Annotated in this window: 15 protein-coding genes; 10 read left to right on the forward strand and 5 right to left on the reverse strand. The window is 56.4% G+C overall.

The features are described from left to right. Positions 1-94 precede the first annotated feature (94 nt). Positions 95-622, forward strand: a complete 528-nt coding sequence (locus VFU50_19110) for a peptidylprolyl isomerase (protein ID HEU5234974.1) — start codon at positions 95-97, stop codon at positions 620-622. A gap of 112 nt (positions 623-734) precedes the next feature. Here the strand turns inward: VFU50_19110 and mdh are convergent, their stop codons facing one another. The 4 genes from mdh to tnpA all read right to left on the reverse strand — a co-directional run bounded on the left by mdh (position 735) and on the right by tnpA (position 4,425). Beyond that, complete coding sequence (gene mdh, locus VFU50_19115; protein HEU5234975.1) at positions 735-1,661, reverse strand: malate dehydrogenase; 927 nt, start codon at positions 1,659-1,661, stop codon at positions 735-737. A gap of 235 nt (positions 1,662-1,896) precedes the next feature. Then, complete coding sequence (locus tag VFU50_19120) at positions 1,897-3,336, reverse strand: NADP-dependent isocitrate dehydrogenase (protein HEU5234976.1); 1,440 nt, start codon at positions 3,334-3,336, stop codon at positions 1,897-1,899. Positions 3,337-3,553: 217 nt separating this feature from the next. After that, the gene (locus VFU50_19125; GenBank protein ID HEU5234977.1) at positions 3,554-3,787 is read right to left on the reverse strand and encodes a DUF6364 family protein; all 234 of its coding nucleotides are present in this window, start codon (positions 3,785-3,787) and stop codon (positions 3,554-3,556) included. A gap of 194 nt (positions 3,788-3,981) precedes the next feature. Beyond that, the gene (tnpA, locus tag VFU50_19130; protein ID HEU5234978.1) at positions 3,982-4,425 is read right to left on the reverse strand and encodes an IS200/IS605 family transposase; all 444 of its coding nucleotides are present in this window, start codon (positions 4,423-4,425) and stop codon (positions 3,982-3,984) included. A 242-nt stretch (positions 4,426-4,667) separates the two neighbouring features. On the opposite strand from tnpA, the gene VFU50_19135 reads away from it, so the two are divergent. Continuing rightward, on the forward strand, positions 4,668-5,138 hold the full coding sequence (locus tag VFU50_19135) for a (2Fe-2S)-binding protein (protein HEU5234979.1): 471 nt from the start codon (positions 4,668-4,670) through the stop codon (positions 5,136-5,138). Further along, positions 5,135-7,303: a molybdopterin cofactor-binding domain-containing protein gene (locus VFU50_19140; protein HEU5234980.1), complete on the forward strand. Its 2,169-nt coding sequence runs from the start codon at positions 5,135-5,137 to the stop codon at positions 7,301-7,303. Before VFU50_19135 ends, VFU50_19140 begins: the two co-directional genes overlap by 4 nt. Before the next feature lie 326 nt (positions 7,304-7,629). On the opposite strand, the gene VFU50_19145 is transcribed toward VFU50_19140, so the two are convergent. After that, the gene (locus VFU50_19145) at positions 7,630-8,694 is read right to left on the reverse strand and encodes a DUF2911 domain-containing protein (GenBank protein ID HEU5234981.1); all 1,065 of its coding nucleotides are present in this window, start codon (positions 8,692-8,694) and stop codon (positions 7,630-7,632) included. Between the two features lie 306 nt (positions 8,695-9,000). Between VFU50_19145 and lpxB the strand changes: the two genes are divergently transcribed. The 7 genes from lpxB to VFU50_19180 all read left to right on the forward strand — a co-directional run bounded on the left by lpxB (position 9,001) and on the right by VFU50_19180 (position 16,722). Then, positions 9,001-10,158, forward strand: coding sequence for a lipid-A-disaccharide synthase (gene lpxB / locus VFU50_19150; GenBank protein HEU5234982.1), 1,158 nt, complete (start codon positions 9,001-9,003; stop codon positions 10,156-10,158). A 634-nt stretch (positions 10,159-10,792) separates the two neighbouring features. Further along, positions 10,793-12,790 (forward strand): M1 family aminopeptidase, encoded by a 1,998-nt coding sequence (locus VFU50_19155; GenBank protein HEU5234983.1) that lies wholly within the window; start codon positions 10,793-10,795, stop codon positions 12,788-12,790. 169 nt (positions 12,791-12,959) lie between these two features. Further along, on the forward strand, positions 12,960-13,307 hold the full coding sequence (locus tag VFU50_19160; GenBank protein ID HEU5234984.1) for a hypothetical protein: 348 nt from the start codon (positions 12,960-12,962) through the stop codon (positions 13,305-13,307). Positions 13,308-13,445: 138 nt separating this feature from the next. Beyond that, positions 13,446-14,699: a glucose-1-phosphate adenylyltransferase gene (gene glgC / locus VFU50_19165; GenBank protein HEU5234985.1), complete on the forward strand. Its 1,254-nt coding sequence runs from the start codon at positions 13,446-13,448 to the stop codon at positions 14,697-14,699. Next, positions 14,696-14,965 (forward strand): hypothetical protein, encoded by a 270-nt coding sequence (locus tag VFU50_19170; GenBank protein HEU5234986.1) that lies wholly within the window; start codon positions 14,696-14,698, stop codon positions 14,963-14,965. The genes glgC and VFU50_19170 overlap by 4 nt, the downstream gene beginning before the upstream one ends. A gap of 110 nt (positions 14,966-15,075) precedes the next feature. After that, entirely contained in the window at positions 15,076-15,435 is a 360-nt protein-coding gene (locus VFU50_19175; protein ID HEU5234987.1) for a YciI family protein, read from the forward strand. Next, positions 15,436-16,722, forward strand: coding sequence for an RNA polymerase sigma factor (locus tag VFU50_19180; protein HEU5234988.1), 1,287 nt, complete (start codon positions 15,436-15,438; stop codon positions 16,720-16,722). The last annotated feature ends 55 nt before the right edge of the window (positions 16,723-16,777 follow it).

Here is a 16,777-nt window from a genome sequence, read left to right on the forward strand (position 1 = left end):
CGCATCCGGAGCCCACGAAATCGCTGCCCCGCACGCGCAGCTCGCAAATGCTTTACATTAGTCGTTTGCCATTTTCACAACGGAGAGAAACTGCATGGCTCGTCAGCCCGGGACTTACGCCACCTTCGACACCAGCATGGGAAAGATCGTCTGCCGCCTGTTTGAAAAAGAAGCGCCGAATACGGTGAAGAACTTCATCGATCTAGCCGAAGGCAAGCGCGACTGGCGCGACAACGTGAGCGGAAAGAAAGGCCCCGGGCCTCTCTACAACGGGACTGTTTTCCATCGCGTGATCCCAAATTTCATGATCCAGGGGGGCGATCCCAGCGGTACTGGCATGGGTGGTCCGGGATACAAGTTTGCAGATGAAACCAAAGGCTCGCCGTATAAATTCGACAAACCAGGAAAGCTGGCGATGGCCAATGCCGGTCCCAACACAAACGGCAGCCAATTTTTCATCACCGTCGCAGCAACCGACTGGCTTACGGGAAACCACACCATCTTTGGAGAAGTCGTTGAAGGGCAGGACGTCGCAGACGCGATCACCAAAGTAAAGCGCAACGCGCAGGATCGACCGGCTCAGGATGTGAAGCTAAATTCAGTGTCGATCGAGAAGAGCTAACCGCAGGAGCGAACACGAAGGTCACGATGGTTCAAAACAAAAGGTCACGAAGAGGATTCTCCGTGACCTTTCTTTTTGAACCCTAGTGACCTTCGTGTTCGCTCTTCCCCGGTCAAACTCCAATTACCTTCACCAACTCCTGCACAGCATCAGCGCTCTTCTTCAGCGCCGCCTGTTCTTCGCTCGTCAGCTTAATCTGAATGATCTGTTCCAATCCGCGTGTGCCGAGTTTGCAAGGAACGCCCACGAAGAGCCCGTTGATGCCGTACTCGCCTTGGAGGTACGCGGCGCACGGCAGAATCTTCTTTTTGTCTTTGAGGATCGTCTCAACCATTTCCGTCGCAGCGGCTGATGGAGCGTAATAGGCGCTGCCGGTCTTGAGATACTTCACGATCTCAGCCCCGCCGTCGCGCGTGCGTTGCACCAGGCGATCGAGCGTAGCTTTGTCCATGAGTTCCGTAATGGGAATTCCGGCGACTGTCGAGTAGCGGGCCAGTGGAACCATCGTATCGCCGTGTCCGCCGAGTACGAAGGCTGTCACGTTCTCCACGCTGACTTTTAGCTCTTCCGCAATAAAGGTTCGGAATCGCGCGGAATCGAGTACGCCGGCCATGCCGATCACGCGCTCGCGGTTGAACTTGCTGATCTTGAAGGCCGCCTGCGCCATCGCGTCCAGAGGATTGGAGACGACGATCAGAATCGCGTTCGGCGAGTTGGCAACGACTTTGCCGACCACGTCCTGCATGATCTTGTAATTTGTATTCAGCAGATCGTCGCGGCTCATGCCTGGCTTGCGCGGAATGCCGGCTGTGATCACGACAATGTCGGAATTGGCCGTGTCAGCGTAGTCGTTCGTGCCGCGCACGTGCGAATCACGCTTCTCGATCGGCATCGCTTCGAGCAAATCGAGGCCTTTGCCTTGGGGAATGCCTTCGACAATATCGATGAGAACAACATCGGCGAGTTCTTTGGACGCAATCCAGTGCGCAGCCGTAGCTCCGACGTTTCCTGCGCCGACGATGGAGACTTTCTTTCGCATTCTTGCTAGCTCCTGTGCATTCGGAAATCGAAAATTAAAGATGAACACGGAGGACACGGAGGTCTTCCTCTGTCATTCCGAACGCCTGCTGTTGGCGTGAGGAATCCCTACCGACTTCAAAATGTGGCTGCAGCGATCATCGCAAACGATAGGGATTCCTCTCTCCTGCTCACGCAAAACGCGCGTGAGCATCCGCTCGGAATGACAAACAGAGAGCCTCCGTGTTCAATTGCCTTTAAGCCAGCGCCGCTTCGCGAGTCGCGCCTTTCAGCGCTTCCATGTTCTCGATCATGTACGACGCGAACTCGCTGGTCTTCACTTTTTTCGCGCCTTCCATCTGGCGCTCGAAGTCGTAGGTGACTTTCTTCTGTTTGATCGTCGCTTCGAGCGAGTCTTCAATCAGGCGCGCGGCTTCGTTCCAGCCGAGCAGCTCGAACATCATCACGCCGGAAAGAATCACCGAGCCCGGATTAATCACATCGAGATCCGCGTACTTCGGCGCCGTGCCGTGCGTGGCTTCGAAAACTGCGAAGCCGTCGCCAATGTTTCCGCCAGGAGCGATGCCGAGCCCTCCGACCTGCGCAGCGCAGGCGTCAGAGATGTAGTCGCCGTTCAGATTCGGCGTGGCCAGCACGCTGTACTCCTGTGGACGAATGATTACCTGCTGGAAGATCGAGTCAGCAATGCGGTCATTGATCATCAGCTTCTTCTTCCATTGACCGTTGCCGTGGCTTCGGTAAATGCGATCGAGCACGTCCTTCACTTCGGCGTACACGCCTTTGCGAAATTCTTCCGGAGCGAACTCCAAACCAGGCTCGACCTGCTGCGCATTCTGCTCGACGGTGATGTTCGGGTTCTTGTCTTTGTTGTCGAGAATCCAGCTCTCGCGCTCGGTCACGACGCGATCGCGAAATTCAGTTTGCGCGAGTTCGTATCCCCACTCGCGGAATGCGCCTTCAGTGAACTTCTGAATGTTGCCCTTATGGACAAGCGTCACAACCGGACGCCGATTGTCGAGCGCAAACTGAATGGCGCGACGGACAAGACGCTTAGTTCCTGTAATGGAAATCGGCTTGATGCCGACGCCGGAATCTTCGCGCACGCGCTTCTTGCCCCCGGCAAGCATTTCTTCGTTCAGGAACTTGATCAGCTTGCGCGCCCCATCGCTGCCTTCTTTCCACTCGATGCCGGCGTACACGTCTTCCGTGTTCTCGCGGAAGATCACCACGTTCAGCTTCTCGGGATGTTTGACCGGCGAGGGCACGCCGGAGTAATGCTTCACCGGACGAACGCAGGCATAGAGATCAAGCTCCTGTCGCATGGCAACGTTGAGCGAACGAATGCCGCCGCCAACGGGAGTTGTGAGAGGTCCCTTGATCGAAACGCGCAGGTCCTTCGCCGCTCGCAGCGAGTCTTCAGGAAACCAGTTGCGGAACTTCGAAAAAGCCTTCTCGCCGGCAAAGATCTCGTACCATGCAACTCGCCGTTTGCCGCCGTAAGCTTTTTCCACGGCGGCGTCAAAGACGCGTCGCGAGGCCTTCCAGATGTCGCGTCCGGTACCGTCACCTTCGATGTAGGGAATGATGGGATTGTCAGGAACCTGGTATTTGCCGTTCTCGTATCGAATGGAGGCGCCGTCAGAAGGGACAGGCACGCCGTTATACACCGCTGCCATGAGCAACTGCTCCTATGAAGATGGGAATGCGTAAGCCAAACTTTAAAAGTAACACTCGGGGTGGCGAGACGCAATGAAGGGCAGCAGCATACCTAGGGTGCGAATGGGTTGGTGACACGCAAACCCGAAAATCGCGCGAAATCATGGTCGTTGGTGATGAGTTCGGTGACACCGTGTTCGATGCAAAGCGATTCCCCTTGCGATTCCCGGTCAGCCTTCAGTCTTGGTCAAACGCATCCGATAATGAATTGCGATCCGAAATATCCACACCGGGCTGAAGTTCCCCCTTCCACGGACGCAGATTCAGGCGAAAAGGCTGCGACTCCTGTGGCGCAAGAGCACGACGCAATAAGTCAGTTATCAGGTCCTGAACACTCCGCCCTTCATCCGCAGCGATCTTCTTAATCTGCTTTAGAAGGGCGTCGTCCAGCACTAACGTGATTCTTGCCATTGGTTACCAATCGTGCAGCATGCGAAAGCAGACGTCAAACGCAAGAGTAGGGACATGCTTAGGCCGAAATGGAGCGCGAACGAGTTGTTGAACCCAGGCCCAACGGGCCGATACAAGCGGAGCCCAGCGGCGTGAGCCCTGGGGAAGAACGCGTTAACAATCGAGCCCTGAAAGGGCGACACCGAGACCACTCCCTAATCGAAAATGTATCGAGGATCATAATCCACGCCGGCTTTCTTCAACATAATCAAAAGCTCCTCCTTGAAGTCACGCCTTTTGTGGTGCTCTGCCTGATTCGCGATATATTTTTTCACCGCCGCAATCTGCGATGGGCTCACGCTGAAAGCTCCATATCCTGCCTGCCACGCAAAACCACGATGCTTCTCGCGCATCCAACGCGATGAGTTTGTCTTAAAGGTCTTCACAACATCTGCAACACTTTCCGTTGCCGGCAGCTCGAACAAGAGGTGCACGTGATCGCGCATTCCGCCGGCAATGATCAACACGATCTTTGTATTCTTTGCAATGCCGCCCATATAAGCCCAGAGGGTTTGAAGCTCGTTTTGAGGAATCAGGTTTTTCCGCTCCTTCGTACTGAAAATCACATGAATTGCGATCTTCACGAGTGATTGCGACACAGGTCATTTCTCCGGAAATGGGAATCAAAAATGGGACATTATACGCGGTATGAATGCCGCCCTTGCAGGGCTCTGTGTCGTTGATGACCCTAACCCAGGGCTTACGCCGCTGGGCTCCGCTTCTTTCGGCCCTTCGGGCCTGACATTGCAGGCTGCCCAGTATGTGGTTGTTGCGCGCGTCCGATGAGGTCAGTGTGCGTTCGCTGCGCTCCTGCGCGACAATATCCTTTGGAGGGCCTTCCATGCGAGAGATCACTCTGAACGTCAACGGCGCCGAGCATCGCGTCCCGGCCGCCGAAGACGAAATGCTGCTGTACGTCCTGCGCGATCGGCTGAATCTCACCGGCACAAAATATGGCTGCGGCGAAGGACAATGCGGCGCGTGCACTGTACTGATCGATGGACGTCCGACGCGCTCGTGCCAGATGCATGCCGCGGCGGTTTCAGGACGGAAGATCACCACGATTGAGGGCCTTGAGACCGATGGCAAGCTCCATCCGGTGCAGCAGGCATTCCTCGATGAAGAAGCCTTCCAGTGCTCGTACTGCACGCCGGGCATGATCTTGTCGGCCGTTGGCCTCCTCAAAGCGAATCCCAAGCCCAATGATGAGGAGATCGTTCGCGGCATGAACGGCAATATTTGCCGATGCGGAACGTATCCGCGGATTGTTGCGGCAATTCGCCGCGCTGCAGAAGCGGGAGGCGCGCAATGAGCTTTGACAGCGAACTCCTCCAGCAAAGTGTCGATCGCCTCACGCACAGCTTTACCGTGAATCGCCGCGAACTGCTCAAGCTATTCGGCGCCGGGCTCATGGTTTGCGCCGTCGACGCTCGCGCTCTGCAGGAATCAGGCGGTCGACGACGCAACGAAGAGGAAGAGCGCGTTCCGCACGACGTCGCCTCCTGGATTCACATTGCCGAAGACAACAACGTGACCGTCTTCACCGGCAAAGCCGAAATGGGACAGAACATCCGCACGTCGCTGGCGCAGCAGGTTTCTGAAGAGCTGCATGTACCGGTGGACACGATCACGATGGTGATGGCGGATACCGAGCTTTGTCCCTTCGACATGGGAACTTTCGGCAGCCGCACCACTCCGCAAATGGGAACGGAGTTGCGCAACATTGCCGCCACGGCACGCGAGATGCTCGTCGATATGGCAGCGAGCAAGCTGGGCGGAAACCGCGATCACTTAGTTGCTGCCAATGGCACAGTGACCAACAACGCAACCCGCCAATCGATTCGCTACGGCGAGCTACTGAATGGACGCCAGCTGGTGCAGATGATTCCCGACGATCCGCCGCTGATTTCGCCGGAGAAGTGGACGGTTGCGGGAAGGGCGGTGCCCAAAGTCGATGGCCGCGAGTTTGTGACCGGCGAACATAAGTACGCCTCCGATATATCGCGTCCCGGAATGCTGCATGGGAAAGTTGTGCGTCCTTCGGCCTACCACGCGACGCTCGCTTCGCTCGATGCGGACGAGGCGCAGCATACGTCAGGTGTAACCGTCGTGCACGATGGCGACTTCGTCGGCGTGGTCGCACCGGATTCAACCAGTGCAGCCCGAGCCGCGAGCACAGTCAAAGCTCAATGGAAAGCGCCGCAGCAGATCTCCGAGAAAGAACTGTACAGCTACTTACGCGAGAAACCGGCCAATCAAGATCAGCACGCCGGAGGCGAAGGCGGTGGTCGCGCCAACGTCCACGAGAAAGGCTCGTTCGACTCGGCATTCGGATCGGCCGACAAAAAGATCGAAGCGACTTACACCGTGGCATACATCCAACACGCTCCGCTGGAGCCGCGCGCTGCCGTCGCTGAATGGAACGGTGACAAGCTTACGGTGTGGACAGGCACGCAACGTCCATTTGCTGTGCGCGATGAGCTTGTGCAGGCCTTTCACCTTCCCGAGCAGAACGTACGCGTCATTGTTCCCGATACGGGATCAGCTTACGGGGGCAAGCACACGGGAGAGGCTGCCGTTGAATGCGCTCGGCTGGCAAAGGCAGCGGGCAAGCCGGTCAAGCTGCAATGGACGCGCGAAGAGGAATTTACCTGGGCCTACTTCCGCCCTGCGGGAGTGATCGACGTAAAAGCCGGAGCGCGCAGCGACGGCTCGCTCGTCGCCTGGGAATATCACAACTACAACTCCGGCCCATCGGCGATCAATACGCCCTACGATGTTCCCAATCAGAGAATTCAGTTTCATCCGACAGAGAATCCGCCGCTGCGGCAGGGCTCGTACCGGTCGCTCGCGGCGACGGCCAATCACTTCGCGCGTGAAAGTTCGATGGACGAGGTCGCGCACGCGATTAGCGTGGACCCTCTGGAATTTCGCCTGAAACATATTAGCGATCGGCGATTGCGCGCAGTCTTTGAAGCTGCGGCAAAACGCTTCGGCTGGAGACAACAGAAGGCGACTCAAGAACGCGGCTTCGGCCTCGCTGGCGGATTCGAAAAAGGCGGATACGTGGCCACGTGCGCAGAGGTCGCCGTCGATCCGGCCAGCCGCGCAGTTCGCGTTGTGCGTGTAGTCGAGGCCTGGGACTGCGGTCCGGTGGTCAATCCGAATGGGCTGAAAAATCAAATCGAAGGCGCAATCATGCAAGGCATGGGCGGCGCGCTATTTGAAGACATTCACTTCGCGGATGGCCGCGTGCTGAATCCGCGCTTCGCGTTATACCGCGTGCCGCGCTTCCGCGATATGCCCAAGATCGAAGTCGAACTCATCGACCGCAAAGATGAGAAGCCTTTCGGCGCGGGCGAAACTCCCATTGTGGGAATCGCGCCGGCAGTGGGCAACGCGATCTTCAGCGCGACGGGAATCAGGTTGAGATCGCTGCCGATGGTACCGCAGGGGTTGCCGGAAAAATCAAGCTGAGCGGGACCGGCTGTTAAGGTGTCGCGCACGAAAAGCAAACACAAGGTCCTTCGCGCCAAAACCCGGCGCTCAGGATGACACGGGTTTTGGATGTTTGGCGCGCCATCGACAAAAACGCGAGCATGGACAAAATGGCAGTTCGACAAAAAGCGTAATCGCCGATTTCGAGAAAAAGCGCCGCACTTTAAAAACCGTGTCATGCTGAGGCGTGCTTTTCGCCGAAGCACCTTGTGTTTGCTTTTGCGTGTTATCACCGGCTCTCGGCGCTGTTGTCGTGGTACCGATAAAGGTTTCCGGCCGAATGCCGAGTGCCGACAGCCGAGTGCCTATTTATTAATATCCTCCTTCGCCTCCAACCTCTTAACCAGCCGATCGAACGCTGACTTGTAGATATCCGGCGCGTCGGTTACTGCAAGCTTCATCTCTTTTACTGCGCCGTCGTAGTCTCCTTTTGCTACGGCGAGGCGGGCTGCATCCGAGTGCGAGATCCACTCATTTGGATATTTCTTCACGTTCGTGCGGAAGAGTTCGAGGGCTTCATCCTGCTTGCCCTGGAACTGGAGCTGGCGGGCGTAGGAATGAAGCTGGATGGCATTGGCGCTGTCGAGCGCTTTGGCGCGGACGACTTTCGCTTCGTCGTTCTTGCCCATGGCATCGAGGATCTGAGATTTCGTCAGCAGATTGTCGAATCGGGATTCGAGCTGGATCGAGTGGTTCGAGTAATCGAGCGCCTCTGGCAGATCGACCTTCTCCGCGAGCAGATAGCTGGCGGCTTCGTCCCAACTCTCCCAGATGTATTGCGAGCCTGTACGCAGCTGCGATTTGAGATCGGCTTCGACGATGTCGTGCACGGGGACGGTGACCCGGAATGGAACCGCCACTTTTTCCCAGCGCAGAGTGACAAGCGTTGAGTCGGGCTTCACGTCGTCGAAGTCATAGGTGAGCGCTTCATGAAATTCGCTCGGCTGCGGCTTCACGGTGACCCGCAGTGCGTCTTCATCCTGCTTGTAGGAGAAGCTGCCCCAGGAGGTCGCCGCTTTCGAGAAGATCACCGTCCATTCATTCTCGTTCGGGATCATGTGCAAGCCATAAACGCCCTTAGCCAGGGGCTTGCCTTCGACGGAGACGGAATCGGTAAATTCGATAATGGTGTTTTCGTTTGCACCGGCGCGCCAGACTTGTCCGTAGGGAACGAGCTTGCCCCATATCTGCCGGTTGTTGACCAGCGGACGGCTATAGTTCACGGAGATGTCGGTGATGCCGATGCGCTGCGTCACCAGCGCATGCTGGCTGGGCCGGGGCAGGTTCAGGATGCTTTGAGCGTGCGATTGCGACGCAATCAACAGCAATGCGCCGGTCGCAAGAAATGCGAGCAGCATTCGCTTCTTCATGTGTGATTAGCCTCCGCGATTGGACGTGGAGATACTCGCGCCGTGAGCGGAGTTGGTGGGTGAAGTGCGACGGCTTGTCCCAGGATTTTTGAGCTGCATGGAGCATTTGTGGCTGCGTTCTCGCACCAATAGAATGCGAAGGAACTGCTCGATGACCGGATTACTCCAGTTCGAAGTCAAAACACGACGCGGATTTCGCGGACGCTTCGCGCGCGGATCACGCGGATACCAAAACTCACTTACATCGACATTAATCCGCGACCGAAGGTTCCGCGAAATCCGCGTCAGGTTTTCTGTTCCTACGGCATGACCCAGTCACCCCTCCGCATTCTGATCTCCGCCGGGGAAGCTTCCGGCGAGAACTACGGCGCCATGCTCATGGCCCAACTGCGCAAGCTTACAGATCGCGACATTCAGTTCTTCGGAGTCGGCGGGGAGAAGATGCGCGCTGCCGGATTCGACACGATTGTCGATTCGGGAAAAGTGGCTGCGGTTGGTATCACGGAAGTCATCAAGCATGTCGCGACGATCTACCGTGAGTTTTTTCGCACCGTAGCAGCCGCCCGAGAACGAAGGCCGGATGCTGCCGTGCTGATCGACTTTCCCGACTTCAACCTGCGCCTCGCAGGCAAGCTGCACGACATGGGCGTGCCCGTTGTGTACTTCGTCTCTCCACAGCTTTGGGCATGGAAGCAGCGGCGAATCTGGCGGGTGAAGAAGTTTGTCGATCGCATGCTTGTGATCTTCCCTTTCGAGCAGGACTATTACCGTGAGCGTGGCGTGGACGCCGAGTACGTCGGTCATCCGCTGGCAGATCTCGCTCCACCACAGATTCCCCGCGAGGTCTTTGCGCGCGAGCATGGGCTTGATCCGGCGAAGCACTGGATCGCTCTGCTGCCGGGCAGCAGGAAGAAAGAAGTCTTATTGAATCTGCCGGTGATGATCGAGGCTGCGGCGAAATTGGGCAGTGAATATGAATATCTGGTTCCAGTAGCAAGCACGTTGTCGCACGAGTGGATGAAACAGCAGATCGGGTCAGCGCCCGTTCATCTCGTTTTGGATGCGCGGGCTGCGCTGCTTCATGCCCAGGTGTCTGTCGTCGCCAGCGGAACCGCTACCGTCGAAGCTGCGCTCATTGGGAATCCATTCATCGTTGTTTATCGCGTCAGCGGGTTGAGCTATGCGATCGGTAAACGTCTGGTGAAGGTGAAGAACTTCGGAATGGTGAATCTGATTGCGGGACGCGAGATCGTCCCAGAGCTGATCCAGGAGAACTTTACGGCAGAGCACGTAATCGAGGAGCTAAGAAAACTGATCCCCGATGGTCCACCGCGAGAACAAATGCTGCGGGAGCTTAACGGCGTTCAATCGAAGCTGCGTCAGGTGGGGGCTGCAGGTGGAGAAACTGCCATTGCACGGGCCGCACATGCTGTGCTGGAGACGATTTCACCCGGCGCGCCTTGAGCTGAAGATCGGGTCGAGTGCGACGAATAGCTCGCACTCCGACCTGGGCCTTTCCGCCTTACTTCCCGGTTGCGATAGAAAGCAGTGAACTCCGTTCACTGTACACGAATATAAAGCGAAAGTAAAGTTCTGACTCCAAGATAGAGAAAGCAACACTGAGTAGAAATGAGGTGAATCTCCTTTCGATCGTTGAGGCCTCATTCCCCGCTTCTCCCAGCGCGATAGCCCGGGTGCCATGCCAACTCGGCACAAATCATTACTCTTTCCGGAGAATTCATCCCGGTCTGCACTTACGCTGTTATTACGCTGTTAGTTCGCTGTTCTTTTTCGAAAATGTGCGAACTGTTGGGCAGAAAACTCGAAGTCGCAAATGTGTACGCTGTTTTTTACGCTGTTAGCAGCGTAAAGTGCGCTCCGAGCTGACGCAACTTCCATTTCGTTCTATGTGTTCTCAGTGCTTCGTGGTGAATGAGCACAGGCGCGAGTTAAACTATTTCTGCACCTCATTCGTTTATAGAATGGAAGTGTCGATTCTCGTAGTGGGCCGTCCAACCTCTTCCTGTAAAGGTCATTCATCTGCATCTTTTCTGGATGTGCGGAGGCGTCGTACGAGGACGGCTACTGTGGAGCTTCAATGAGTTTTTCTAGCCGGATGCGCACCGCGCGCATTCCCTATAGCATTCTGCGGCTGCTGATTTCTGCGGCCTTTGTCGCCCTTACTCTTGCCGCCAGCGCTGCCGAGAAGCCTCGGATCGAGGTCAATGACTACGTAATTGACGCGGACCTCGCGCCCAAAACGCATCACATTACTGCCAAAGCCAAGGTCAAATTCACGGCGCTGGACGACATCAGCACCGCCGTATTCGAGCTCAACAATGCCCTTCGCGTCACGCGGGTGACTACCGAAGCCGGCAAGGTTCTGCCAACGGAGCGCGTCACTCAGGACTACACAGTGCGCGTTTCCCTGCCGGACGGCTTGTCCAAGGGGCAATCGCAAACACTCAATTTCGACTATGAAGGCGTGCTGGCAAACGGCGATGACAGTCCTGTGGAAGGCCTGAAACTCGCCTCGATCAATCCCGATACAAGCTACTTGCTCTATGCCGCCCGCTGGTTCCCGATGGTTGGTTACGGTACGAACCGGTTCACGGCAACTATCAACATTACGGTTCCGGCGTTCTTTTCCGTAATCGGCAGCGGCGCCAAGCCGGGATCGGAGCATCCGGCGTCGGCGGGGAACAAAACCGCGAGCTTCGTTTGGGACACTCCGAGTTTTCCCGGAACGATCATCGCCGGCACTTTCGTTGAAACCAACGACAGCAATCTAAAAATCTACTTCAAGCCGAATCACAAGGATTTCGCGCATGCTTACGCCGATACGGCTGCGCGTGAGATTGCATTCTTCTCTGAGATTTATGGGCCAATTTCTACGGCAAATTTGAGCATCGTCGAGATTCCTGACGACACGGTTCCTTCGGCCTGGGCTCCGCAGATTGCGGCGATTGCTTCGCGGGCCGTAAGCGACAAGGTGAATTACCGACTGCTCGGCAACGTTCTTGCCCATCAGTGGTGGGGCGCATCGGTGAGTCCCGCGTCGAAGGATGACTTCTGGATTACCGAAGGCGCGGCCCGCGACAGCGAAGTTCGCTATGTTCAGGAGGCGGCAGGAGAAGCGGGCTTCGAAGAAGCGACCAAAGACATGGCCGTCGGCGCGCTCGCCTACGACAACATCCCGCTCTCGGGCGTAGGCAAGCTCGATCCGTTTTCGCCGGAGTTCCAATCGCTGGTCACGGACAAAGGCGGAATGATCTTCCACATGCTGCGCTGGCAGCTTGGCGATGCTGCTTTCGACCGCACCATGAAGTCTCTGGCGCAACAGTATGCGAATAAACCGGTCACTACCGATCAGTTCCGTGCGTTGGCGGAGCAGAACTCAGGCGAGAAGCTGGGAGCTTTCTTCACCCAGTGGCTCGATGGAACTGGCGCACCTGAATTCAAGAATAAATACACCGTTTATCGGTTAGGAAACAACAAAGGGTTCCGCATCGTTGGCCAGGTGAATCAGGATCTCGATTTGTTTCGTATGCCCTTGGAAGTGCGAGTCGATACCGACGGCAAAAGCGAGATGAAGCGCATCGATGTGGTCGGGACCGAATCCACTTATTCAATCGAGACCTTCGGAAAGCCGCGGCGTATTGTCCTCGACCCGAATAACTGGGTGCTCAAGAACTCCCCCGACCTGCGCGTTCGTGTGGCAATTCTCCGCGGACAACAGCTTGTTGCGCAGGGGGATCTGGCTGAAGCCCTAAAGGAATACCAGAAGGCGCTTGACGCCAACCACAATAGCTCGCTGGCGCATTACAGGATTGCTGAGGTCTTCTTCTTGCAGAAGAACTATCAATCAGCGGCAAACTCTTACCGCGAAGCTCTTAACGGCGATGGCGAGCCGAAATGGACTGAGGTCTGGAGCCATATCCAGCTGGGCAAGATTTTCGACATCACCGACCAGCGGGAGCGTGCCACCAACGAGTACCGCCAGGCACTGCAGACGAACGACAACACGCAGGGAGCTCTGGACGAGGCACGTCGGTACCTAAACCAGCCCTATAAGCGAGAAACCGTGGGGCAATAGAGGACGGCGACTTGCGCCTGTATCGATTTCGCTCGATTTCGAGCCGGAGTAGCCGTTAAACTAGTCGACATTAGGCAGAGCTGTCCTCCTAATACCCCCGATTTTCAAGCGATTGCCGGAACGCCACCCCCCGGCGTGGCATCCAATAGATAAAGCGGCTTCTGGTCCATTGAACGTCTCTTCCGGTGGGCTGTGGGCCGATATGGAGCGAGTCGTGAACCAGCGGCTGAAGCAATTGATGAAGGAATTGGGCGAGGCGATTAACGAGTCCCTATCCGAGGCAGAACCGATAGCAGCAGTCATAGGCAAGATTAAGGGCGAGGGCTACGACGTATTCCTGGTTTTGGAAGCGACGGTCGGCTTTAACCGGCATGAAGAGGAACAGCCGAAGCCCGAAGTCGTTCGCGCTGGCAAGGCAGCGAGCGTCAATCCGGAGCTGAAGGTGAATGCTCAAGATTTGCGCTTCCTAAAGTCGCTCCGCATCAGCCTGGACGAGAGTAAAGACCGCGCAGCTTAGTTTCACATCAGTGCATTTTTACTACCCGGAGCAGAAGCTCCGGGTTTTCATTTGACCTGTTATCATCGTTTGTTTCCGGGCCATCTTCCGGCCCACCCAGTAGCTCGCAGTACGAACTAGCAACACATCAGAGCACTCATGAAGGACACACTCGGAGTCTTGCTGGCCGGAGGCGCCGGCGAGCGTCTCTTCCCTCTCACACGCGACCGCGCCAAGCCCGCCGTGACCTTCGGGGGCAACTACCGCATCATCGACGTCACATTGTCGAACTGCATCAACTCCGACCTTCGCAAGGTCTACATCCTCACGCAATACAAAGCGCTGTCTCTGAATCGCCACATTCGTGAAGGCTGGGGCACCATCGTGGCCAGCGAGCTTGGCGAATTCATCGAAATCCTCCCACCGATGAAGCGCGTGAGTGAGAACTGGTATATGGGCACAGCCGATGCGGTGTATCAGAACATCTACTCGATCGGCAGCGAGCAGCCGAAGTACGTAATGATTCTCTCCGGCGACCACATCTACAAGATGAACTATGACCTGATGATGCGTCAGCATCTCGACGCCGGAGCCGACGTGACGCTGGCGACCATCTTGATCGATCCATCAGAGTCTTCCCGTTTTGGAGTTGTGGATGTCGATCGAAGCGCACGCGTCATCGGCTTTGAGGAGAAGCCTAAGACCACGCAGCTCCGCTCGCCGTTCAACGCAAACATGTGCTCCGGATCCATGGGCGTTTATCTCTTCAACACTGACGTGCTGCTGCCCGCGCTGCTCAAAGATGCTGAGGATCCCGATTCATCTCACGACTTCGGCCATGACATACTGCCGAAACTCCTCCAGGAATATCGAGTCTACGCTTTCAATTTCATCGACGAAAATAAGAAAGAAGCTCTTTACTGGCGCGACGTGGGAACGCTCGACGCCTACTACGACGCCAACATGGACTGTGTAGCCGTCTCGCCGGTGTTTAACCTGTACGACAAAGCGTGGCCGATCCGTACGCATCAGCGGCAGTATCCGCCGGCAAAATTCGTCTTCAGCGAGCCCGGACGCACCGGCATGGCGGTGGATTCGGTTGTATCCTCCGGCTGCATCGTTTCGGGAGCAACAGTTCGCAAGAGCGTGCTCTCGCCGGATGTGCGCGTGAACTCCTATGCCGAAGTGGAATCGTGCATCGTCTTCTCGCACGTGAATATCGGACGCCATTGCCGCATCCGCCGCGCGATCATCGATCGCGACGTCCACATTCCAGAAGGCAGCGTAATCGGCTACGATATAGAAGAAGATCGACGCAACTACTTCGTCACCGACACTGGAATTACCGTCGTGACACGCGACTACTCACTTTTCGAGTCACCGGTAGCAGTCGATTACTTCACCTCAGAATGATGTTGCAGCGCTTCCTGAATTCCCGCACACCTTCGATCATTTGCATGTTGGCTTTCGCGGCAAGTTGCCTGATTTTCTGCTACGAGCTGATGAGCGCCCGCGATACCGGCCAGGTTTCTCCGGAACTTCTGCGCAAGTTGATCGCCTGGGGCGCGATTGCGATCTTGTGGATGTTCGCGTTTTGTCTCTGCCTGATGCGGGTCACACGCTATCGCCGCAGCCTTCCTGAGGAGCCGCGTCGAACCCGTTCGGCCCAGTGGGTATAGTGAGCCGGCAAGATTCTGCTGTAAATTACTGAAAAATGACGAGAAACACAGATCAGGAGTTGTCGATTCCCTTGCCTTTCGACCGTCGTATTTATGGAAGGGGAGATTGAATGCGCTATATGTTTCTCGTGTACTCGGTCGAAAGGCCCGACGTCGATCCTGCGATGCTGCAATCTGTCGCGGAGCAGCATCGCAAGGTGATGGCTGAAGCAGCCCAACGCGGCGTCTTCGAAAGCGCGGAGCCGCTTAAACCAACCACAACCGCTACGACGGTGCGTGCCTGTGACGGAGAGCCGCAGCTGCTGGATGGCCCATTCGCCGAGACGAAAGAGCAACTCGCAGGCTACTACATCCTCAACTGCAAAGATCTGGACGATGCCATTGAGTGGGCAAAGAAGATTCCCAGCGGCTGCAAGGGCGGTGAGGGCTGTATCGAGATTCGTCCGCTCCACGAGGGCTTAGCACACTAGATGGACGCGCGGCTGGCGGCCGAAACGGTTTTTCGCGAGGAGTCGGGCAAAATCATCGCCAGTCTCATTCGCGTATCCGGTTCGTTCGACCGAGCCGAAGACGCAACGCAGGAAGCCTTCGCCGCCGCCCTGACCACTTGGCCCAAGGCGGGAATTCCCACGAATCCGGCCGCGTGGTTGATGACTGCCGCTCATCGCAAGCTGATCGACCAGGTCCGCCGCGATCGTACCGTTCGCGACAAAGAAGATGCGGTCCGATACGAGATCGAAGCCTTCGCCCCTTCCAGCGAGCCAGACCTCGAAGACGAACCCATGCACCTTCCCGACGACCGCCTGCGACTGATCTTCACCTGCTGCCATCCCGCGCTCAATCGCGAAGGGCAGGTCGCGCTCACGTTGAGAACACTGGGCGGGTTAACCACGCCCGAGATCGCAAAAGCCTTTCTCCTTCCCGAACCGACACTCGCGCAAAGACTCGTTCGCGCAAAACGCAAGATTCAGGAAGCGCACATTCCTTATGAGGTACCGCCACCTGAGAGTCTTCCCGATAGGCTCGCATCAGTGCAGGCCGTAATCTATCTCATCTTCAATGAAGGCTACGTGGCCGCTTCTGGAGAAAAACTAATTCGTACCGACCTTTGCGCAGAGGCGATCCGCCTCGGTCGCGTTCTCCGGGAACTCATGCCGAAGGAACCGGAGAATCTGGGGTTGTTAGCTCTCATGCTGCTTCATGATTCGCGCCGTCCAGCACGCACGCGCGATGGCAAACTCGTCACCCTCGAAGAGCAAAACAGATCGCTTTGGGAACAGAACGAAATCGCCGAAGGTCTAGCAATTTTGGATGAGGCATGGAAGCTGCGCCAGATCGGGCCATATCAGCTACAGGCCGCCATCAGCGCTCTTCATTCCTCCGCAAAAACGTCGGCGGAAACGGATTGGGCACAGATCGTCGCTCTATACGGCAAGCTGCTCGAGCTGAACCCCTCGCCGATCATTGCACTGAATCAAGCTGTGGCAATCGCGATGAGCAGCGGATTCGAAGAAGGGCTGAAAAGAATCGATGCGCTTGGAAAATCAGGAGAACTGAAAAATTACTATCTGCTGCACGCTGCGCGAGCCGATCTTCTTCGACGCTTGCAGCGTCCCGCCGAAGCTGCCGAGGCATATCGCAATGCTCTTGAACTTGCCACAAACGAAATCGAACGCGCTTTCCTGATAGACCGCTTGGACGCCGTGGAAGCAAAACTTCCACCACGGAGCCACGGAGCACACGGAGAAATTTCTTAGCTCTTGCTGGTTCCACTCTCCGTCTCCTCCGTGGCTTCGTGGTAAATAAAGCTGT

Source organism: Terriglobales bacterium (genome assembly GCA_035764005.1).
In the GTDB taxonomy this organism is placed as follows: domain Bacteria; phylum Acidobacteriota; class Terriglobia; order Terriglobales; family Acidobacteriaceae; genus Gp1-AA112.